The organism is Micromonospora sp. CA-249363 (assembly GCF_050950185.1).
Lineage (GTDB): Bacteria > Actinomycetota > Actinomycetes > Mycobacteriales > Micromonosporaceae > Micromonospora.
This window is the reverse complement of sequence record NZ_CP192020.1, coordinates 2,126,084-2,143,381: the sequence shown is the minus strand read 5'-3', so window position 1 is coordinate 2,143,381 and position 17,298 is coordinate 2,126,084. Positions and strand designations below refer to the sequence as shown.

Annotated in this window: 15 protein-coding genes; 4 read left to right on the top strand and 11 right to left on the bottom strand. The window is 72.0% G+C overall.

Annotation, left to right across the window (positions count from 1 at the left end; genetic code table 11):
* Position 1: 1 nt before the first annotated feature.
* The 4 genes from ACQPZK_RS09865 to ACQPZK_RS09850 form a co-directional block, all read right to left on the bottom strand.
* On the bottom strand, positions 2 to 1,327 hold the full coding sequence (locus ACQPZK_RS09865) for a trypsin-like serine protease (protein ID WP_433537999.1): 1,326 nt from the start codon (positions 1,325 to 1,327) through the stop codon (positions 2 to 4).
* Between the two features lie 362 nt (positions 1,328 to 1,689).
* Positions 1,690 to 1,848 (bottom strand): hypothetical protein, encoded by a 159-nt coding sequence (locus tag ACQPZK_RS09860; protein WP_433537998.1) that lies wholly within the window; start codon positions 1,846 to 1,848, stop codon positions 1,690 to 1,692.
* A gap of 289 nt (positions 1,849 to 2,137) precedes the next feature.
* Complete coding sequence (locus ACQPZK_RS09855; RefSeq protein ID WP_355050387.1) at positions 2,138 to 2,359, bottom strand: hypothetical protein; 222 nt, start codon at positions 2,357 to 2,359, stop codon at positions 2,138 to 2,140.
* A 158-nt stretch (positions 2,360 to 2,517) separates the two neighbouring features.
* Positions 2,518 to 3,588 (bottom strand): hypothetical protein, encoded by a 1,071-nt coding sequence (locus ACQPZK_RS09850; protein WP_433537997.1) that lies wholly within the window; start codon positions 3,586 to 3,588, stop codon positions 2,518 to 2,520.
* 4 nt (positions 3,589 to 3,592) lie between these two features.
* Between ACQPZK_RS09850 and ACQPZK_RS09845 the strand changes: the two genes are divergently transcribed.
* Positions 3,593 to 4,579 carry a hypothetical protein gene (locus tag ACQPZK_RS09845; RefSeq protein ID WP_433537996.1) on the top strand — a complete coding sequence of 329 codons (987 nt, stop codon included), beginning with the start codon at positions 3,593 to 3,595 and terminating at the stop codon, positions 4,577 to 4,579.
* An 11-nt stretch (positions 4,580 to 4,590) separates the two neighbouring features.
* Here ACQPZK_RS09845 and ACQPZK_RS09840 read toward each other — a convergent pair whose 3' ends face one another.
* Both ACQPZK_RS09840 and ACQPZK_RS09835 read right to left on the bottom strand, forming a co-directional pair.
* A complete protein-coding gene (locus ACQPZK_RS09840; protein WP_433537995.1) occupies positions 4,591 to 7,257 on the bottom strand; it encodes a LuxR C-terminal-related transcriptional regulator in 2,667 nt (888 codons plus the stop codon).
* A gap of 86 nt (positions 7,258 to 7,343) precedes the next feature.
* The gene (locus ACQPZK_RS09835) at positions 7,344 to 8,429 is read right to left on the bottom strand and encodes an NYN domain-containing protein (protein WP_433537994.1); all 1,086 of its coding nucleotides are present in this window, start codon (positions 8,427 to 8,429) and stop codon (positions 7,344 to 7,346) included.
* A 218-nt stretch (positions 8,430 to 8,647) separates the two neighbouring features.
* Between ACQPZK_RS09835 and ACQPZK_RS09830 the strand changes: the two genes are divergently transcribed.
* Positions 8,648 to 10,687 (top strand): glycosyl hydrolase family 28-related protein, encoded by a 2,040-nt coding sequence (locus ACQPZK_RS09830; protein ID WP_433537993.1) that lies wholly within the window; start codon positions 8,648 to 8,650, stop codon positions 10,685 to 10,687.
* 41 nt (positions 10,688 to 10,728) lie between these two features.
* On the opposite strand, the gene ACQPZK_RS09825 is transcribed toward ACQPZK_RS09830, so the two are convergent.
* The 4 genes from ACQPZK_RS09825 to ACQPZK_RS09810 all read right to left on the bottom strand — a co-directional run bounded on the left by ACQPZK_RS09825 (position 10,729) and on the right by ACQPZK_RS09810 (position 14,936).
* Positions 10,729 to 11,361: a CG0192-related protein gene (locus ACQPZK_RS09825; RefSeq protein ID WP_433537992.1), complete on the bottom strand. Its 633-nt coding sequence runs from the start codon at positions 11,359 to 11,361 to the stop codon at positions 10,729 to 10,731.
* A gap of 15 nt (positions 11,362 to 11,376) precedes the next feature.
* A complete protein-coding gene (locus tag ACQPZK_RS09820) occupies positions 11,377 to 12,468 on the bottom strand; it encodes an SRPBCC domain-containing protein (RefSeq protein WP_433537991.1) in 1,092 nt (363 codons plus the stop codon).
* Positions 12,469 to 12,516: 48 nt separating this feature from the next.
* Positions 12,517 to 13,563 (bottom strand): nitronate monooxygenase, encoded by a 1,047-nt coding sequence (locus ACQPZK_RS09815; RefSeq protein WP_433537990.1) that lies wholly within the window; start codon positions 13,561 to 13,563, stop codon positions 12,517 to 12,519.
* 257 nt (positions 13,564 to 13,820) lie between these two features.
* Positions 13,821 to 14,936, bottom strand: coding sequence for a hypothetical protein (locus tag ACQPZK_RS09810; protein ID WP_433537989.1), 1,116 nt, complete (start codon positions 14,934 to 14,936; stop codon positions 13,821 to 13,823).
* A 218-nt stretch (positions 14,937 to 15,154) separates the two neighbouring features.
* On the opposite strand from ACQPZK_RS09810, the gene ACQPZK_RS09805 reads away from it, so the two are divergent.
* Positions 15,155 to 15,427 (top strand): hypothetical protein, encoded by a 273-nt coding sequence (locus tag ACQPZK_RS09805; protein ID WP_433537988.1) that lies wholly within the window; start codon positions 15,155 to 15,157, stop codon positions 15,425 to 15,427.
* 9 nt (positions 15,428 to 15,436) lie between these two features.
* Here the strand turns inward: ACQPZK_RS09805 and ACQPZK_RS09800 are convergent, their stop codons facing one another.
* On the bottom strand, positions 15,437 to 16,705 hold the full coding sequence (locus ACQPZK_RS09800) for an Nramp family divalent metal transporter (RefSeq protein ID WP_433537987.1): 1,269 nt from the start codon (positions 16,703 to 16,705) through the stop codon (positions 15,437 to 15,439).
* A 181-nt stretch (positions 16,706 to 16,886) separates the two neighbouring features.
* Between ACQPZK_RS09800 and ACQPZK_RS09795 the strand changes: the two genes are divergently transcribed.
* On the top strand, positions 16,887 to 17,294 hold the full coding sequence (locus ACQPZK_RS09795; protein WP_433537986.1) for a GntR family transcriptional regulator: 408 nt from the start codon (positions 16,887 to 16,889) through the stop codon (positions 17,292 to 17,294).
* The last annotated feature ends 4 nt before the right edge of the window (positions 17,295 to 17,298 follow it).

Below are 17,298 nucleotides of genomic sequence, written 5' to 3'. Positions count from 1 at the left end.
ATCAGGTCACCGGGTAGGCGCCGAGATCAGCGCCAATCGTGTTCCAGTCCTGGTAGAAGATGGTGTTCGCATTTCCTGACGGACTCCCACTGAGGATTCCCTTGGCGCGGACACCACTGCCGTTGAGCGAGAACAACGGCGCCCCGCTGTCACCCGGGGCTCCGCCGGCTCGCCCATCGACCTGGACGGTCTTGGACATGCTGTGCATGTTGTAGCAGTCACCGTCCGAGTCGCAGGCGTTGACCGTGTAACTGCCCGACTGGCTCTTCAGGCCACAGATGGTCCCGCTGGTGGAACCCGACTGGCACAGCAACTCATTCGTCACCTGGTTCCCGTAGCTGTTGACCACCTTGGTGGTGCTGGTGGTCGCGCTGCCGTCGAAGATCAACCGGCTGCCGCGGGCGTTGAGGAGCATGATGTCCTTGTCCCAGTTTTCCTGGTAGATCCCGCCGACCCGCTCGCCGACATAGTCGTAGGCGATCTCATTCGTGCCGCAATGGGCGGCAGTGAGGACGTAGGTTTGGCCACCCTTCTGGACACCGAAACCGGAGGTGCAGTGCTTATTACCCGTCGGGGTGTTCCTGAATATGAGGTACGTGCCACCGTTCCAGGCCGACGTGTCATCCCTGCGCTTGCAGGCGCCGCTACACGCGAAGTTTTCGATGGTTGAGTCAGCAGTGCTGACCAGCAGCGGCACACCGACGTCGAGGTCGGACAGCTGACGCTCGGTGGCGAGTTGAGCCCGAGCGCCCTTTGCGGCAGCTTTCGCCTTCACCTTCTCGGCGACGGCTGGCGGCATCTTCACGACATCGAGTCCGCTGCCATCCGAACGGATGACGATTTCCTGTATGTCACCACCGTTCGCGGGGTTGATTGCGGCATCAATCCTGGCGGCGGCCGCCTCCAACTCCACAAGGGAGTGCTTGGCGGGGCGGACCGTGACCGCGCCGACGGGTTGAGCCGCCTCCACCGCCCGCCGCATGCCCGGGGTGAGCCCCCCCTTCCAGTACAGTGCGACGCCGTCGCCCTCGAAACCCATGCTCATGTAACCCGATGACGCCGACTTGTCGACCTCGGACTGCAGGAGCTCGATCGCGGGCTGAAGTGCCTCCTGCTGCCGCATGACACGAAGGGTCTCGGGCGTCAGGAAGGCAGCCCCCGCAACACTGCCTTCCATCCGAGCCTCTTGGTCAGGGCTTGCCGCGGCCACTCCATTTGTCGTACCGGAGATGATGATCGTCGCCACTGCGGCAATGGCAACAACGGCACGAGCTCGTCTGCTTGATCGAGGTGCGGCAGTGACGCCCCATTCATTGATCTTGTTCAATTCACGGCCTCCGTTGTCAAGGACAAGTTGACCCTCCGGCCGGGAAGGATTGATAAAGCGTAGCGTCGATTTTCGGCAGCCGTGATCCCGAAGGTCATTTCATGACATCCCGGTGCATTACCAAATGGACTACGCAAGGTCGGCCGAGGCGCTGAGTAAAGCATTCGACACAGCCGTGATCACGTCTGATGGGTAGCGCTCATACGCCACGATCGTCAAAGACGACTTCGCGGGTCCTGCCGTCGAGGACGAGGCACTGCGCGACTTTGGCGGAAAGGTGATAACCGGTGGTGTGGTCTTGGCCAGAATCGCCGAAACACCACCCGCACGTACGCCGTTGCCGGTGACCCGGGGTTGCAGTGCTAGTCGGGGGACTGCTCGGTGGGATCGTCGTCCGGCACGCGGGCGTCCTCGTCGGTCATCGCGTCTTCCGATGGAGCGGCGAGGTTGGCGAGCAGGCGCTCGGCTTCTCGGAGTTCCTCGTCGAGCCGGGGATTCTCCTCAGCGGGGTCCTGCGACATGGCGACCTCCATCGGGCGCGGACCGCCTCCGTGTACCCGACCTACGGCGGGGAATGCGCCCATGGGACCCGGCGGCCGGGCTTGATCACTTGATGTTCACCAGCTCCAAGAAGTCCTCGCCGAACTGGTGAACATCAAGTGATCAAGGACTACGCAGGCTCGAGGCGCGGGAAACCGGACGGACGCACTTTGGCGGGCGGTACCGGCGACGGCGAGTCGAGCATCGGGTCGGACCGGCGAGCGCGTCAGGCTGGAGCCAGAAGCGTCGCCGGCCCGACCCGGTGCCGGATCAGCGCTGCTTCAGCTCGCGCCAGGACGGGTGCGTACCGCGCCAGGCGTCGGCGAGGATGGTCGCCGAGGCCCGGCTGGGGCACTGCTGCACCCGCTCACGGCCCGACGCCCCACCGATCTGGGCGCGGACCTCCCAACCCTGCCCGTCAGTACGGATGTACACGTCCCGGCGCCCGCGCGGGGTCGTGTCACCGTTCCACCAGTGTTCCTCCACCTTCATTCGCCGACCGTATAGCAATTTTCGCGCCGGGGGTACGGCGCAGGTGAGCACGTACAGGGGCAAGGGTCGCAATCCGGGCGCACTTCCACCTGTGTGGGCGACGGGGAGGAACCGCATCGGCGACTCCTCCCCGTCCTGAGCCGTGGATCAGGCCCTCGTCACATACCGCTCAACACGCCCGCCAGGGTGCTGGCCAACTTGTCCTGCCCAGAAGGGCTGGGGTGCGGCGACCCACCCTCCGCAGTGATCTGGATGTCACCCGGAGTGAACGGCGGCGGGAACGCCACCCGTACGGCCGGGTCGAACGGGACGCCCATCTGGATGGCCCAGTTGAGGTCGCTGATCACGCCCCGCACGGTGCCCACCCAGAGTGGGTCGATCAGCGGCGACAGCATCGACACCGGCTGCGGCGGTATGTAGGACAGCAGGGCCGCCGGCAGGTACGCCTTGAGCTGCATCCAGGCGTACTGCCCGATGTCGATGTTGGCCGGGGTGATGTCGTAGTAGAGCATCCACACCACCTTGTCGGCGCCCGCCGCCAACAGGGAGTTGACGATGAAGGTGGCGTCGGCGGTGACACCCGCGTACTGGCTCGGACCGTCGTAGCGGGGCACCTGCACGTTGATGTAGTAGTCCTCACCCACCGGCAGGTCGATCCAGAAGTTGCAGCCGCCGCCGTTGGTGATGATCCCGCCCTTGCCACCGACGGCCGCCCACTCGAAGCGGATCAGGCCGTACGGGTCCAGGGTCTCCGCCGCGAACTCGTAGGCCCGGCACTGCGCCAGCCGGGACAGCACCGTCGTCCAGTTGGTGTTGTTCACGCCGCCGGTCGTGACGTGGTACGCGTCGTGCTTGTCGCTCTTCGCCTTGGCGATGCGGGCCGTGGCGAGACCGAGCGGACTGGCGACCCGGGCCCACGCGTTGCCGCAGGCGTCGGGGCCGGCCCGGCCGGCGATGATGTCACCGGTGCCGTACCCGGTCCGGGCGTAGTTGTCGTAGTCGACGATGCTGCCGTTCATGTCGAAGTAGCGCCGGGCGTAGCTGTAGACCCCGTTGTTGCCGGGCATCATGCGGTCGTCGAATGAGGTGTTCGGGCAGCCGGGTCCCATGATCCCGAAGCCGAACTGGTGGTGCGACGAGCTGATCGAGTCGCCCGTGACGGTCAGCACGGTGTCGTCCTCGACGGTCTGCACCTCGCGGCAGCGGATGCGGTCCTTGTTGGCGTCCACGAGGGTGGGGTTGCCGTTGACCTGCGGGCAGCCGGTCGGCGGCGGGGGTGGCGGCGACCCCGGGCCGCCGGTGGGCCAGGGCGGCCCGTCGGTCGGGTCGGTCGGGTTGCTGGGCGACGACGAGCCGCTGGGTGAGGCGCTGCTCGACGGTGAGGAACTACCGGACGGCGACGCGCTGCCGGACGGGGAGGAACTGCCCGACGGAGACGCGCTACCCGACGGTGAGGAGCTACCCGAGGGCGATGCGCTGCCGGACGGGGAGGAACTGCCCGACGGGGATGCGCTGCCCGACGGGGACGAGCTACCCGACGGCGACGCGCTCCCCGAGGGCGAGGAGCTACCCGACGGAGACGCACTGCCCGACGGAGAGGAGCTACCCGACGGCGACGCGCTGCCCGAGGGCGACGTGCTCCCCGAGGGGCACGGCGAACCGCTGGGCGACGACGTGGGCGAACCGCTGGGCGAGGCCGGGGAGGTGGGTGCGGTCGCGGTCGCGGCGGGGGCACGCTGGGCGACCGCCTCAGCCGTCACCGGCGGCCGGGTCTGCCGGGTCGGCGAGGCCGACGTCGAGGCCGATGCCGAACCGGTCGGGGTCGGGCAGTCGTCGGCTGCCGCCCGGTTCTGGGTACGGATCTGCGCGAGCCGCGCCTCGACCTCCGCCGGGAGCTTCCCGCCCGGCTTGACGCACGGGTCGAGCAGCCAGGTCGTACCCTCCAACTCGCGGGTGCAGGGCGCCGCGTCGTACGACTCGGCGGCGGGGGCGGCGCTCGCCGGGGTGGGTGCGGCGCCCCCGGCAGTCGGGGCGGCCACGGCGGTGAGCGTGGCCACCGCCAGCGCCATCCCGGCGGCGAAGAAAATGTTCTGGAACGACCTGGTGGGTCGTGGTCCTGGTGGTCCGCTTGGATCCAACTGGCTCATTGCCGTCCTCCAGGGACTGAGTGCACCGGTAGGTTGTTACCGCACGGTAGGGAGGCGCGCGGTAACCCGGTAGATCAGTCGGCCTTACCTACTGTCGAGCGGGGATCGCTCGCGGTGACCCTCTCCCGTACGCCCGGACGCCTCGTGGCCGAGCACGACGGCCAGCTCGCGGCGGTTACGGACGCCGAGTTTCGTGAAGACCCGGGCCAGGTTGTTGTTGACGGTGTTGACCGACAACCCGAGCCGGTCGGCGATGCTGCGGCTGGACAGGGCGACCGCGAGCAGCGCGACGTCCCGTTCGCGGCGGGTCAGCGTCGCCTGCTCGACGCCCGGGGCGGTCGCGGCGAGCAGCGGTGTGCGCACGCCCCGACAGGCCTCGGCCAGCGTCGCGGCCCGCTGCGCCACCGCCAGTCGAGGTCGACCCCGTCGGGCGTATGCCCGGGCGGCGACGCCGACCGCCTCGGCGGCGAGCAGGGTGTGCCCCCGGGCGACGAAGTCGTCCGCGGCTGCCTCCAGGGCCGGCCCGTCGTCGTGGAGCAGACCGTCGGCCGCCCCGGCGAGGGTCGACGTCAACCCGCCGAGCTGGTCGGCGAGGGCGCGCAGCCGTTCCCGGACCGGCTCCGGGGCACCGAGGCGCGCGCACTCGTACAGCGCCACCGCCTCGATGGTGGGCTGCTCGCTGCCGCGGGCGAGGTCGGCCGCGTGCCGGGCGGTACGGATCGCCGCGGTGAGGTCCCCCTCGGCGACCTGCACCCAGGCGCGGTTCAGCTCCACCCAGGCGTGGAAGATCCGGTTGGCGGTGCGCTCGCGGGCGTCCGCGGCGGCCAGCCAGCGCCGCGCGCCGGGCAGGTCGCCGGCGAGGGCCCGCACGCCCGCCAGCTCGGCCCAGTACGTCCGTACCAGGTGGTACTGGTCGTTCTCCTCGACCAGGGCGATGGCCTCGCGCAGGTCGGCCTCGGCGGAGTCGAGCTGCCCCTGCGCCTTGCCGATGATCCCGCGGAACCCGGCCCACACGGCGACCATCCCCCGCGCGTCGCTGGCGACCGCCGCGCGGTAGCCCTCGTCGGCCAGCTCGACGGCCTCGGCGAGCTCGCCGGCGGCGTACCGGGCGTAGCAGAGCCCCAGCCCGACCTGAGCCTCGTTCCACGGCAGGTGCTCGGGCGCGGCGGCGAGCACCGCCCGGCCCCGCCGCGCCAGCTCGGCCGCGAGCCCGAGCCGGCCGAGCATGCCCGCCGCCGAGGCCGCGCCCATGGTCGCCCAGCTTGCCGCGCGTACGCCGGTGTCGGAGCGGGCGAGCACGGCCTGGCCGACCGCCAACGCCGCCTCGCACCGGCCGTCGTAGAACAGCACCCAGGACCGGGTGGCCTCGGCCAGGTCGTGGCCGGGCGAGCCCTCCGGCACCATCCGCAGCGTCTCGTGCGCCTCGTCGATCCGGTCCAGACCCCAGTAGAGCAGCCCGGCACGGGTGATCGCCCAGATGGCGAGCCGCTTGCTGCCCGCGGGCGGGGCCGGCGGGAGCATGTCGAACGCCTCCTGGCTGCGCGCCTGGTACTGCAACACCCGGGCCAGCAGCCACTGCGCCTCCCAGCCCTGCCCGACGTCGTACGCCGTGCGGGCCAGCCGCTCGGCCAGGTCGATGTCGAACCGGTCGATCGCCTGGCGGGCGGCGGCGAGCGCGATACCCGGATGCCGGACGCTGCCGGAGCGCAGTTGCCACACACCGGCGACCAGCGCGTCGTCGCGGCGGCGCAGCGGCATGCTCGCCAGCACGTCGGCGAGTTGCCCGAACACCGTCCGGGAACGGCTGGCGGGCATGCTGGCGCGCAGCGCCTCGCCGTAGAGCGGATGGGCCATCCGCAGGGCCGTACGCGCGCCGGAGCGCTCCGCGACCACCATGCCGCTGCGCTCGGCGGCCTCGATGGCGGCCGGGTCGACGAACCGTTCCAGCAGGGCCAGGGAGAGTGGTTCGCCGCAGGCGACCACCTCCAGCACCTGCCGGGCCGCCGGTTCGAGGGCGCGCAGCCGAGCGCTGACCAGCTCGGCCAGCCGAGGGCTGCCGGACGCGGTGCCGCGCCAGCGCCAGACGCCTCGCACCTCGTGCAGGCCGCCGGTCTCCATCGCGTCGGCGAGCAGTTCCCGCAGCAGCAGCGGGTTGCCGTCGGCGAGCTGCCGCAGCCGGCGGCGGCTGAGCGCGTCGAGCGGACCCGGCGCGGCCTCGTCGAGCAGGTGGTCCACGGCGGTGGACGGCAGCGGACGCACCTCCAGTCGCCGGCCGGAGCCCGTCCACAGTGAGGTGAGGGCGTCGGAGAGTGGTTCGCCCGCGCGGACCGTCGCCACCGCCACCGCCAGACCGTGCACGGCGAGCTGGTGCAGCAGCCCGGCGGACGGTTCGTCGAGCAGGTGCGCGTCGTCGATGCCGATCATGACCGTGCGTCCGGCGCTGCGCCGGGCGAAGTCGCGCTCCACCGTGACGACCAGCCCCATCGGGTCGGCGTGCGGCCGGGTCGGCGCGGGGATGAGGTGCGAGACCGCCCCGAACGGGATCGAGCGGGCCGCGCCGGTCGCCGACACCCAGTGGCACTCCACACCGCTGTCAGCGGCGCGCCCCAACGCCTCGCGCAGCAACCGCGTCTTGCCCACGCCCGCCTCGCCCACCAGCACCAGGCCGGGCACCCGTGCCGCCACGACGTCCTCGATGGTCTTCAGCTCGACGTCGCGGCCGACGAGTGTCCATTCCCCACGTCCCGGCATGACGACCCTCACCTCGCCCTCGGGGCAGCCCTGCCGTCCACCCTATGGGCAGTCCCGACAGTTCCGCTCGACGGCGGTCGATGCGGTCAGGACGAGGTGGTGAGCAGGTAGTCGTCCGCCTCCGGGCTCCACCGCAGGTCGACCGCGCCGCTGGTGGCGGCTGCCTTGCAGAACTGCAGGAAGCTGCGGTAGCCGAGCTTCTTCTCGCTGAAGTCGGGCCGGACCCGGCGGAGCTGGTTCTTCAGGCCGGAGAGGGCCACCGGGTTGCCGGCGCTGCCCAGGTCGCCCACCACGCCCCGGAGCAGGCCGAACGCCACCTCCCGGTCGCCGTGTTCGGGCAGGGACACCTCGGGGTCGCCCTTGGCGGGCCCCTCGGCCAGGTCGACCACGTTCTGCTCGGCGAGGTGGCGCAGCAGCTCGCCGAAGGTACGGAAGCCGTAGTCGGACTCGCTGAAGGTCGGGTCCTTGCGCAGCAGGGTGCGCTTGAGTCGGGAGGCGGTCACCTCGCCGCTCGCGCTGCCCTGCAACCCGGCCACCGTCTGGGCGACCTGCACGGCGAGCGTGTCCACGTCCCGGCCGGGCTCCTCCCCCGCCGGCTGCTCCTCGGGCTCCCGCTGCTGCTCTGGCTCGGTCGGCCGCTGTTCGGGGCCGGTCTGCCGGGCCGGGCGAGCGTGCCGGGCGCGTACGGGCGGGATGTCCACGCCCTCCAGCCGGTCGTAGTACAGGAACTCGTCGCAGGCCGGTGGCAGCAACGCCGACGTGGAGCCCTCCACCCCGACGCCGATGACCCGCTTGTTGAGTTCGCGGAGCTTGTGGACGAGCGGCGTGAAGTCGCTGTCGCCGCTACAGATGACGAAGGTGGAGATGTAGTCGCGTTCGAAGGCCAGCTCGATCGCGTCGACGGCCATCTTGATGTCGGCGGCGTTCTTACGGGACGCGCCCATCCGCTGGGGGATCTCGATCAGCTCCACGTGGGACCGGGTGAGCATCCGGCGATCCTCGTCGAAGTACGACCAGTCGGCGTACGCCCGGCGCACCACGACCCGTCCGCGCTCGGCCAACGCGTCGGCGATCGGCCGGAAGTCGAAGGCCGCGCCGCCACGGTGGTCGCGGGCCCCCAGCGCCAGGTTCTCGTAGTCGAGGAAGAGGGCGATCCGATCTTCGTGCTCCACGCGGGCCAGCGTACGCCCGCACCGGCTCAGGGGGGCGCAGACGAGGCGCGACACCCCCGCCGTCCTTTCGTCCAATTCTTGCGGCTTTGCAGTCGTCTCTTTTCGTTCCCTGATTGATGTCTTGCAGGAGACTGCGGGGTGCTGCATCATGACGCTCAATGTCGGGCGTCGGGGGCGCCGGGCGGACCTCCACCACCACCCACCCAGGAGGGTCACCGATGTCTCGCAGCACCCTGCCGACGCGCGGACGCCCGGGCCGCCGCCCGGTCGCCACCGCCGTCGCGCTCGCGACCGGCCTCGCCGTGCTGGTCGCCGGACCCACCGTGGCCGCCGCCGGCCCGGCCGGGTCGACCGGCACGCAGCCGGTCGTCACCCGGGCGGCGCTCGACCCGGCCCTTGTCGCCGGGCGCGGAGCCGACGTCGACTTCGTCGAACAGGAGGCCGAGAACGCCCGCACCAACGGCGAGATCATCGGCCCGGACCGGTCCGCCTACACCCTGCCCTCCGAGGCGTCCGGCCGTCGCGCCGTCCGACTCACCCCGGGCGAGTACGTCGAGTTCGTCCTGCCCAGCGCCGCGAACGGCATCACCGTGCGGTACAGCATCCCGGACGCGCCCGCCGGCGGTGGGATCACCGCGCCGCTGACGGTCGCCGTCAACGGCAAGCACGTCCGCACCATGACGTTGACCTCGCAGTACTCGTGGCTCTACAACCAGTACCCGTTCACCAACGACCCGCAGGCCGGCCTGCTGCACCCGGACTGGTGGATCACCGAGTGCCAGTGCGTGCCGTCGGCCACCACGCCGTTTCCGAGCATCGACAAGCCGTTCCGGCCCACCCACTTCTACGACGAGCAGCGACTGCTGCTCGGGCGCACCTATCGGGCCGGCGACAAGGTACGGCTCACCGCTCCGGCCGGCACGGCCGCCGCCTGGACGGTCATCGACCTGCTCGACTCCGAACTGGTCGCGCCGCCACGCGTACGGCTGCTCGCGGCGAACGTCCTCGCGTTCGGGGCCGACCCCACCGGTCGACGGGACTCCGCCGACGCGATCGACAGGGCCATCGCCTTCGCCCGGCGCGCGCACCTGAAGGTGTACATCCCGCCGGGCACCTACCAGGTCAACCGGCACATCATCGTCGACGACGTGACGATCGAGGGCGCCGGTAACTGGCACACCATCATCAAGGGCCGCGAGGTCGCCCTGCCGACCCCGGCGCCGGACGGCTCGGTGCACACCGGCGTCGGGTTCTACGGCCGCGACGCCGCCGACGGTGGCAGCCGCAACGTGCACCTGTCCGGCTTCGCCATCGAGGGCGACGTGCGGGAGCGCATCGACACCGACCAGGTCAACGCGATCGGCGGCGCGATGAGCGACTCCACCATCGACGGGCTGCACCTGCGGCACACGAAGGCGGGCCTCTGGTTCGACGGGCCGATGCGCAACGTCCGGGTCACCAACACCATCGTCGTCGACCAGATCGCCGACGCGCTCAACTTCCACACCGGCGTGACCGACTCCCTCGTCGCGCACACCTTCGTCCGCAACACCGGCGACGACGGCCTGGCGATGTGGTCGGAGAAGACGTCCAACGCCCGCAACACCTTCGACCACAACACGGTGCAGTCGCCGACGCTCGCCAACGGCATCGCCATCTACGGCGGCACCGACACGACCGTCTCGAACAACCTCGTCGCCGACCCGGTCCGCGAGGGCAGCGGCCTGCACGCCGGCGCCCGCTTCGGCGCGGAGCCGTTCGCCGGGTACCTGCGGTTCACCGGCAACACCACGGCCCGCGCCGGCACCTACGACCTGAACTGGAACATCGGGCTCGGCGCCATCTGGATGTTCGCGCTGGACCGCAGCATCGACGCGAACGTCGAGGTGACCGGCGACGCGTACCTGGACAGCACCTACAACGCGATCATGCTGGTCAGCGACTGGCCGGTGAAGGACCTCTACTCGATCACCAACGTGCGCTTCCGCGACATCCGCGTCGACGGCACCGGCACGTCGGTGGTCAGCGCCCGTACGGCCGGGTCGGCCTCGTTCGCCAACGTGGACGCCCGCAACGTGGGCGCGGTCGGCGTCAACAACTGCGGGTCGTTCCACTTCACCCCGGCCGGCTCGGAGTTCACGCTCACCGACCTGGGCGGCAACGACGGCGGCTGGCTCGCCCCGTGGCTTCTGCCCAACACGATCACCTGCGACGACCGGCCGCCGGTCTCACCGCCACCGCCTCCGGCACAGTGGTGAACGCGGTGGGCGGCCCGGTCGACCGGGCCGCCCACCGCCGTCTAACGCGTGCGGACGTAGGCCAGCGGCACGGTCGTCGGCTGCCCGTCCCAGGAACCGCGCAGGATGGCGCCGCGGGCGTCGCTCGCCTCGGCGACCGGTCGGCGGACGACGACCAACTCCACCGTGTCGGTGACGATGACGGTGTCGTCCTCGTCGACGACCCGCCGGACGACGCCGACCTCCGGTACGTCCCCGCCGCCACCGTCGACGTCGATCGTCACCGTCGGCGGTCGCACCTCACGTCGACCGTCGACCTCGAAGTACTGCTCGGCCTGACCCACGCCACTGAGGACGGCGTGGGTCAGCGCCGCCGCGTACACCGGGTCGGCGCAGGCGTCGTACACCCAGCGGCGGCCGAGCGCCGAGTGCTCCGTCGTGCCGACCAGCCACTCGTCGGCGTCGTCGAGCGGCGCGGCGCGGTAGGTCAACGGGACCTGGTGGACCGGCCCGTCGGCGGCGGCGACCAGGATCGTCTCCACGCCGACCTCGCCGTCCGGGTCGTCGAAGCGGTACGCCCCCCGGCTCACCACCTCCACGCCGGCCGGCCCCCGGTACCAGGGTCGGTCGGGCAGCCACGTCGTCAGCAGTTCGAGCTTCGTGGGGCGCAGGGTCGCCCGGTGCAGCAGTGCCATACGTCAGGAGCCTAGTCAGAACCCCTCGCACGGGTTGCCGCCCACCGTGCACCCCTCCGGCTCCCGGGCCTTGGGTCGGCTGTCGCGGACGTCGAAACGGATCGTCCGCGACCCGCCGGCCGGCACGGCCGCGCCGGTGAAGGTGAGCACCTGCCCGTCCCGGGACCAGTCCGCCCCTTCGACGTCGTCAACGCTGCTTCCCTCGGCCAGGGTCACCACCAGGACCCACTGCTCGACGGGAGCGGGCCCCGGGTTGTCGACCACCACCTCCCCCGTGTAGCCGAACAGCCGGCTGGAGTCGGTGTCGTAGCGCGCCACCAGCGGGGGCGGGGGCGGAGGCCCGGTGGGAGTGGGCGTGGGCGACGGCTTCGCCGACGGGGTACGCGTCGGGCGGGTACCGCTCGTGGGTGTGGTTGTCCGCGACGGGCGCGCGGACGGCGTGGCCCTGGGTTGCGTGGTCGGTGCCGCCGCCACGGCGCTCGGCTGCGGTGGCGTCGCTGTCGGCGACGAGGTGGGCGCGGCCACCGGGCGCGACCCGTCCGGCAGCGTCAGCCACGCCACCGCCCCCGCCGCCAGCAGCGCGCCGACGAGGCCGACGACGACCGTGCGCCGACGACGCGGGACCGGGCCGGTCGCCGCGATCACCGGGAGTTCGGTGGTCAGCCCGGCCTCGCCGCGGCTCAGGTCGACCTGCTGGAACGCGAGCCAGTCCAGAATGGCCGGCAGGCGCACGGTGAGCGCCTGCCGCAACTGCTGTTCGCGGGCGTCGCGCTGCTCGTCCGGCCAGGCGCCGTGGGTCGGCACCTCCCGCAGGGTCAGCCGGCTGCCCTCTCTGGTGGCGGTGAGGTCGCAGGTCAGCTCGGTGAGCCGGCCGGCCTCGTCGCAGCGCAACGCCAGCAGCTTCGGCACCCGCCGCTCGGTCACCTCGACCTCGACGTCGGCGTCGAAGCCGGGCAGGTCGGCCGTGTGCAGCAGCAGCCGGTCCGGTACACCCTCCACCATGTCCGCCTCGGCGAACCAGCGGCCGAGCAGCTCCCGATCCGTCAGTGCGAGCCAGACCCGGTCGGACGGGTGGGACAGGTCGACGTGCGCGCCGATCTCAATCACGGCGAGACTCTAACGGTTGGCCAGCAGGCTCTCGGCCCGGAGGCCGGCTCAGCCCCAGCGGCCCGCCCGCTCGGCGGCCGCCCTCAGCGCCACCAGGGCGGCAGCGCTCAGCTGGGCGACCAGTTCGGCCGCCGGCACGTCCCGGGCGAGTGGATGCGCCTGCCCCGCCCACAGGTTCGCCACCGAGGCATCGCCGTCGCGCCGGGCGGCGGCGAGCAGCGGACGGGTCAGGTGCAGCACCTGCGGGTAGCCGACCGGCGCCTGCGCGTCGTGCGTCCGCAGAAAGTCGTTGACCACGCCACGGGCCCGCTTGCCGGTGTACGCCCGCGTCAACGCGGTCGGCGCGACGCCGGCCACCGCCGCGCGGTGCAACGGCGAGCTGCCCGCCTCCGGGCAGCGCAGGAACGCCGTACCGACCTGCGCCGCGACCGCCCCGGCGGCCAGCGCCGCCGCCAGAGCGGGACCGTCGGCGATCCCGCCGGCCGCCACCAGCGGTCGGTCACATCCGGCGGCCAGCCGGAGCAGCGGCAGCAGCGCGTAGTCGTCGTCGTCCGGCATGCCGCCGCGGTGCCCGCCGGCCTCGGTGCCCTGCACGATGATGGCGTCGACGCCCAGGTCGGCGGCGGCGCCGGCGGCGTCCGGTCGGGTGACCGTGGCCCACACCTCGGTACCCCGCTCCCGCAACGCCGTCACCGCGGCCCGATCAGGCAGTCCGAACGCGAAGGACACGACCGGCACCGGGTCCGCGAGAAGGGCGGCCAGCTTCTCGGGGTACGCGTCGTCCCCGCCCACCGGATCGCCGAGCATCACCCCGAACTGCTCGGCCTGCGGGGCGAGCCGTCGCGCGTACGCCGAGACGGCGGCCTCGTCGACCCGCCCGTCACCGGGTAGGAAGACGTTGACCCCGAACGGCCGGTCGGTACGGGCGCGCACCGCGGCGATGTCGGCGACCAGCCGTCCGGTGTCGGTCATGCCGGCGGCCAGGAACCCGAGTCCGCCGACAGCGGAGACGGCCGACACGAGGTCCGGCGTGGACGGGCCGCCGGCCATCGGGGCGGCGACGATCGGGTGGCGCAGCGCGGACAGCACGGACATCCACCCATCCTCCCGCACCAGGCCGGTCGTCCCGGCTCGTCTCGCGGCACCCGCCCGACGCCGTCACCGGTCAGCGCCGCCGGTAGCTGACCCTTCAAGATCGCGCTGGATCCTTGTTGTAGTGGTGTCGGGCGGCGGGGATGCCACTACATCCAGGATCGAGCACGATCTTGACGGCGCGAGGGTCGAGCGCCGTCCCCGAGCCCGGACCGTGTCGGTGATACGTCGCGCGCCGACTTCCCGCATCGATCATCGAGTCAGCGTCGGTCGGTGTGCCGCCGCCACAGCAGTCCGGCCACGGCGAGCAGCGCCAGCAGCGTCCCGGCGCCGGCCGCCAGCGACCACACCTGAGCCCCACCGATACCGGCAGCCTGCGCCGCCGGGCTGGCGGCGGCCGACGGCGGAACCGCCGTGGTGGACTCGGCGGGATGACCGGCAGGGGCCGCCGTCGCGGGATACCGCAGGATCGTCGGACGGCTGCCGGCCGGCTGGTCGGCCGACTCCGAGACAGTGAGCAGCGAACGGCCGTCGCGGCTGTAGGTGATCGACTCGCCCTGCGGCTCGTCGGGCAACGGCGTGATCCGTGGGGTGCCTGACGTCAGCGCCGCGACCACGTCGCCGCCGGTCACGTCGTACTCGAACGCGTCGGCGTAGCTGCGCAGCGCCACCCGGCGGCCGTCCGGAGCGCTCGCCGCGCCGGTGACGACGCTCCGGCCGACGAACGAGAACGGATTGCTGGTCGTGGTGGGCGGCAGAACCACCTTGCCGACGGTTGCCAACGGCGTCGTTGCGCCGGCCTTCAGCGCGGTGGTCGGCCGGTAGAGGACGACCGCGCCGCTGCCACCCTTGGTGATGACCAGGGGTCGGCCGTCGGCGTCGACCAGCAGCGCCTCCGCGTCGTGTGGATTGTCCGGATACGTCATCCGGTACAGCACCGGCTCGTCCGCGCTCGGCGCGAGTCGCCACAGCGCGATCGTCTCGCGGTTGCGGTCGTTGTCGCCGATGTCGGCCACCCAGATGGTGCCGTCCCGGCCGATGGCCACGTCCTCGGTGTCGCGGGGCCGGGAGGGGTAACTGACGGTCCGCGCCACCGCGCAATTCTTGTCGAGGAAGAAGATCCGCCGGCGGGCCTCGTCGTCGGCGCCGTCGTTGACCACCACGTACCCGTCGTCGGTGGCGACCATCCCGGACAGCTCGTTCAGCCGCTTGTCGCGGATCTCGCACACCGGCTCGGCCGCCGTCGCCGCCCTCGCCGCACCCGCCGCCGGAGCCGCCGGTACGGCCCCGGCCATCGACGCCGTGCCCGCGAGGAGAGCCGCCACCGCTGTCGTGCGGACGCGCCGCCCCCGGGTCACCCACCCGCGTACCCGCATCGTCCGCCTCCTCGTCGCGGCCGGTGGCCCGGCCGTCCCGCCCATCCTGGCCGATCGGAGCCAGGGACGGCGACCAACCGCGCGGACCCGACGCATCCGCGTCCGTACGCCACGCCGGCCGCCCCGTGCGACGGGTGGTGGCACCACGCGTGAGGACGACTGCGGCGGGTAGGCAACGGCCCGGCGTCATGTCGACATCCGCCGGGCAGGAGGCTTCGATGAGCACATACCGGGATGAACAGGGCGAACCGATTCCTCCCCCCGAGGCGGACGCCGCCGAGCAGCGGCAGGACGCGTTCGACGTGGGACCGCCGGACCGGGTCTCCGGCGACGTGGACCCGGAGGCCTCCGAGGCCGACCTTGCCGAACAGGGCGCGCTGCCACCGGGCACCCTGGAGGAGGTGACCTCCCTGCCGGCCGACGCCAACCCGGCGGACGCCCTGGAGCAGCGTCAGGAGATCCCCGCCCGCGACGAGGGCCGCCGCACCTGATCGCGCCGGTCAGCCGGTGACGACCTGCCACAGCAGGAAGGCGTTGAGCGCGACGACCAGGATGGCTACCCCGGACGCGGCGGCCGTGGTCAGCGGGTGGTTGACGAGGTTGCCCATGAGGTCACGGCGACGGGTGAAGGCGACCACCGGGATCAGCGCGAACGGGATGCCGAAGCTCAGGATGACCTGTGACAGCACGAGGGCGCGAGTGGGGTCGAGGCCGATGGCGAGCACGGCCACGGCGGGCACCAACGTGACCAGCCGGCGCAGCAGCAGTGGCACCCGGCGGCGCAGGAAGCCCTGCATGATCACCTCACCGGCGTAGGTGCCGACGCTCGTGGAGGCGAGCCCGGAGACCAGCAGGGCGACGGCGAACCCGAAGGCGGCGGCCGTGCCGATGCTCTCGCCCAGGCCGGCGTGCACCCCCTCCAGGCTGTCGGCGCCCACCGGGCCGCCGCCCCGGAAGCTGGCCGCCGCGATCAGCAGCATGGCGAGGTTGACGGCGCCGGCCGCCGTGAGGGCGAGCAGCACGTCGGTGCGTTGGCCCCGGAAGAGGGTACGGCGCTCGGCGTCGTCGGTCGCGGGGATGCGGTCGCGGGTCAGCGCGGAGTGCACGTAGATGACGTGCGGCATGACCGTCGCCCCGAGGATGCCGGCGGCCAGCAGGACACTGTCGGTGCCTTGGAGCCGGGGCACCAGACCCGCCATGGCCGAGCCCGGGTCGGAGCCGGCGGCGAGCAGGTTGGCCGCGAAGGCCAGGACGATGACGCCCAGCAGCACGGCGACGGCGATCTCGAAGGCGCGGAACCCGCGCGAGCGCAGGGCGAGCACGACGAACGCGGCAGCGCCGATGATCAGCCCGCCGGGCAGCAGCGGGATTCCGAAGAGAAGGTAGAGGGCGACCGCTCCCCCGATGACCTCGGCCAGGTCGGTGGCCATCGCGACCAGCTCGGCCTGCACCCACATCATCCGGTTGAGCGGGCGGGGCAGGCGCTCGCGGCACAGCTCGGGCAGGCTGCGGCCGGTGGCCAGGCCCAGCTTGGCGGTGAGTGTCTGCACCAGCATGGCCATCAGGTTGGCCACCACCACGACCCAGACCAGCAGGTACCCGTAGCGGGCGCCGGCCGCCGAGTTGGTGGCGAAGTTGCCCGGGTCGACGTACGCCACGGCGGCGACGAACGCCGGGCCGAGCAGGATCAGCCGGCCGCGTACCCGGCCCCGGGCGCGGGCGATCTGCAGCGGCGTCGCCGTCGTCGCCCTGAGTTCGTTGGTGACCATCGAGCACCTCCCCGTCCGGGTACGGATCGCGTGCCAGTTCCCTTCCCGGGCGGCTGACCCGTCGGTGCCAGTCCGTGGCCCGGGGGTGCCACGGTCGCCTCGCGCTTGACAGGTGCCACCCCGTCCGACCAAGCTGTCTATTAGTCCTACTGTCGTAGGACAACAGGAAGGATCATCACGAGTGATCGAGTTCGTGCTGGACAGCCGGTCGAAGGTGAACACCTACATGCAGCTCGTGCAGCAGGTGAAGCAGGCGCTGCGGGTCGGTCTGCTCGCACCCGGCGATCAGCTGCCGAAGGTTCGGGACGTCGCCCAGTCACTGGCGATCAACCCGAACACGGTGCTGAAGGCGTACCGGGAGTTGGAGATCGAGGGTCTGGTCGGCGGCCGACCCGGGGTGGGCACGTTCGTCCAGCGCACCCTGGCCGGCGCGTCCCTGCCCAACCAGGCCGAGCTCCGTGACGACCTCGTGGCGTGGTTGCAGCGCGCGCGGGCCGCCGGCCTCACGGCCGAGGACGTCGTCGCCCTGGTGGAGACCACGCTGCGCGCCACCCTCACCGACGACACCCCACAGAAGGAACCCGCGTGAGCGG

Excerpts from the sequence above, each read along its gene's own strand:
- ACQPZK_RS09860 (WP_433537998.1), bottom strand. The coding sequence starts at position 1,848 with ATGTCGCAGGACCCCGCTGAGGAGAATCCCCGGCTCGACGAGGAACTC.
- ACQPZK_RS09855 (WP_355050387.1), bottom strand. The coding sequence starts at position 2,359 with ATGAAGGTGGAGGAACACTGGTGGAACGGTGACACGACCCCGCGCGGG.
- ACQPZK_RS09840 (WP_433537995.1), bottom strand. The coding sequence starts at position 7,257 with ATGCCGGGACGTGGGGAATGGACACTCGTCGGCCGCGACGTCGAGCTG.
- ACQPZK_RS09830 (WP_433537993.1), top strand. The coding sequence starts at position 8,648 with ATGTCTCGCAGCACCCTGCCGACGCGCGGACGCCCGGGCCGCCGCCCG.
- ACQPZK_RS09825 (WP_433537992.1), bottom strand. The coding sequence starts at position 11,361 with ATGGCACTGCTGCACCGGGCGACCCTGCGCCCCACGAAGCTCGAACTG.
- ACQPZK_RS09815 (WP_433537990.1), bottom strand. The coding sequence starts at position 13,563 with ATGTCCGTGCTGTCCGCGCTGCGCCACCCGATCGTCGCCGCCCCGATG.
- ACQPZK_RS09810 (WP_433537989.1), bottom strand. The coding sequence starts at position 14,936 with ATGCGGGTACGCGGGTGGGTGACCCGGGGGCGGCGCGTCCGCACGACA.
- ACQPZK_RS09805 (WP_433537988.1), top strand. The coding sequence starts at position 15,155 with ATGAGCACATACCGGGATGAACAGGGCGAACCGATTCCTCCCCCCGAG.
- ACQPZK_RS09800 (WP_433537987.1), bottom strand. The coding sequence starts at position 16,705 with ATGGTCACCAACGAACTCAGGGCGACGACGGCGACGCCGCTGCAGATC.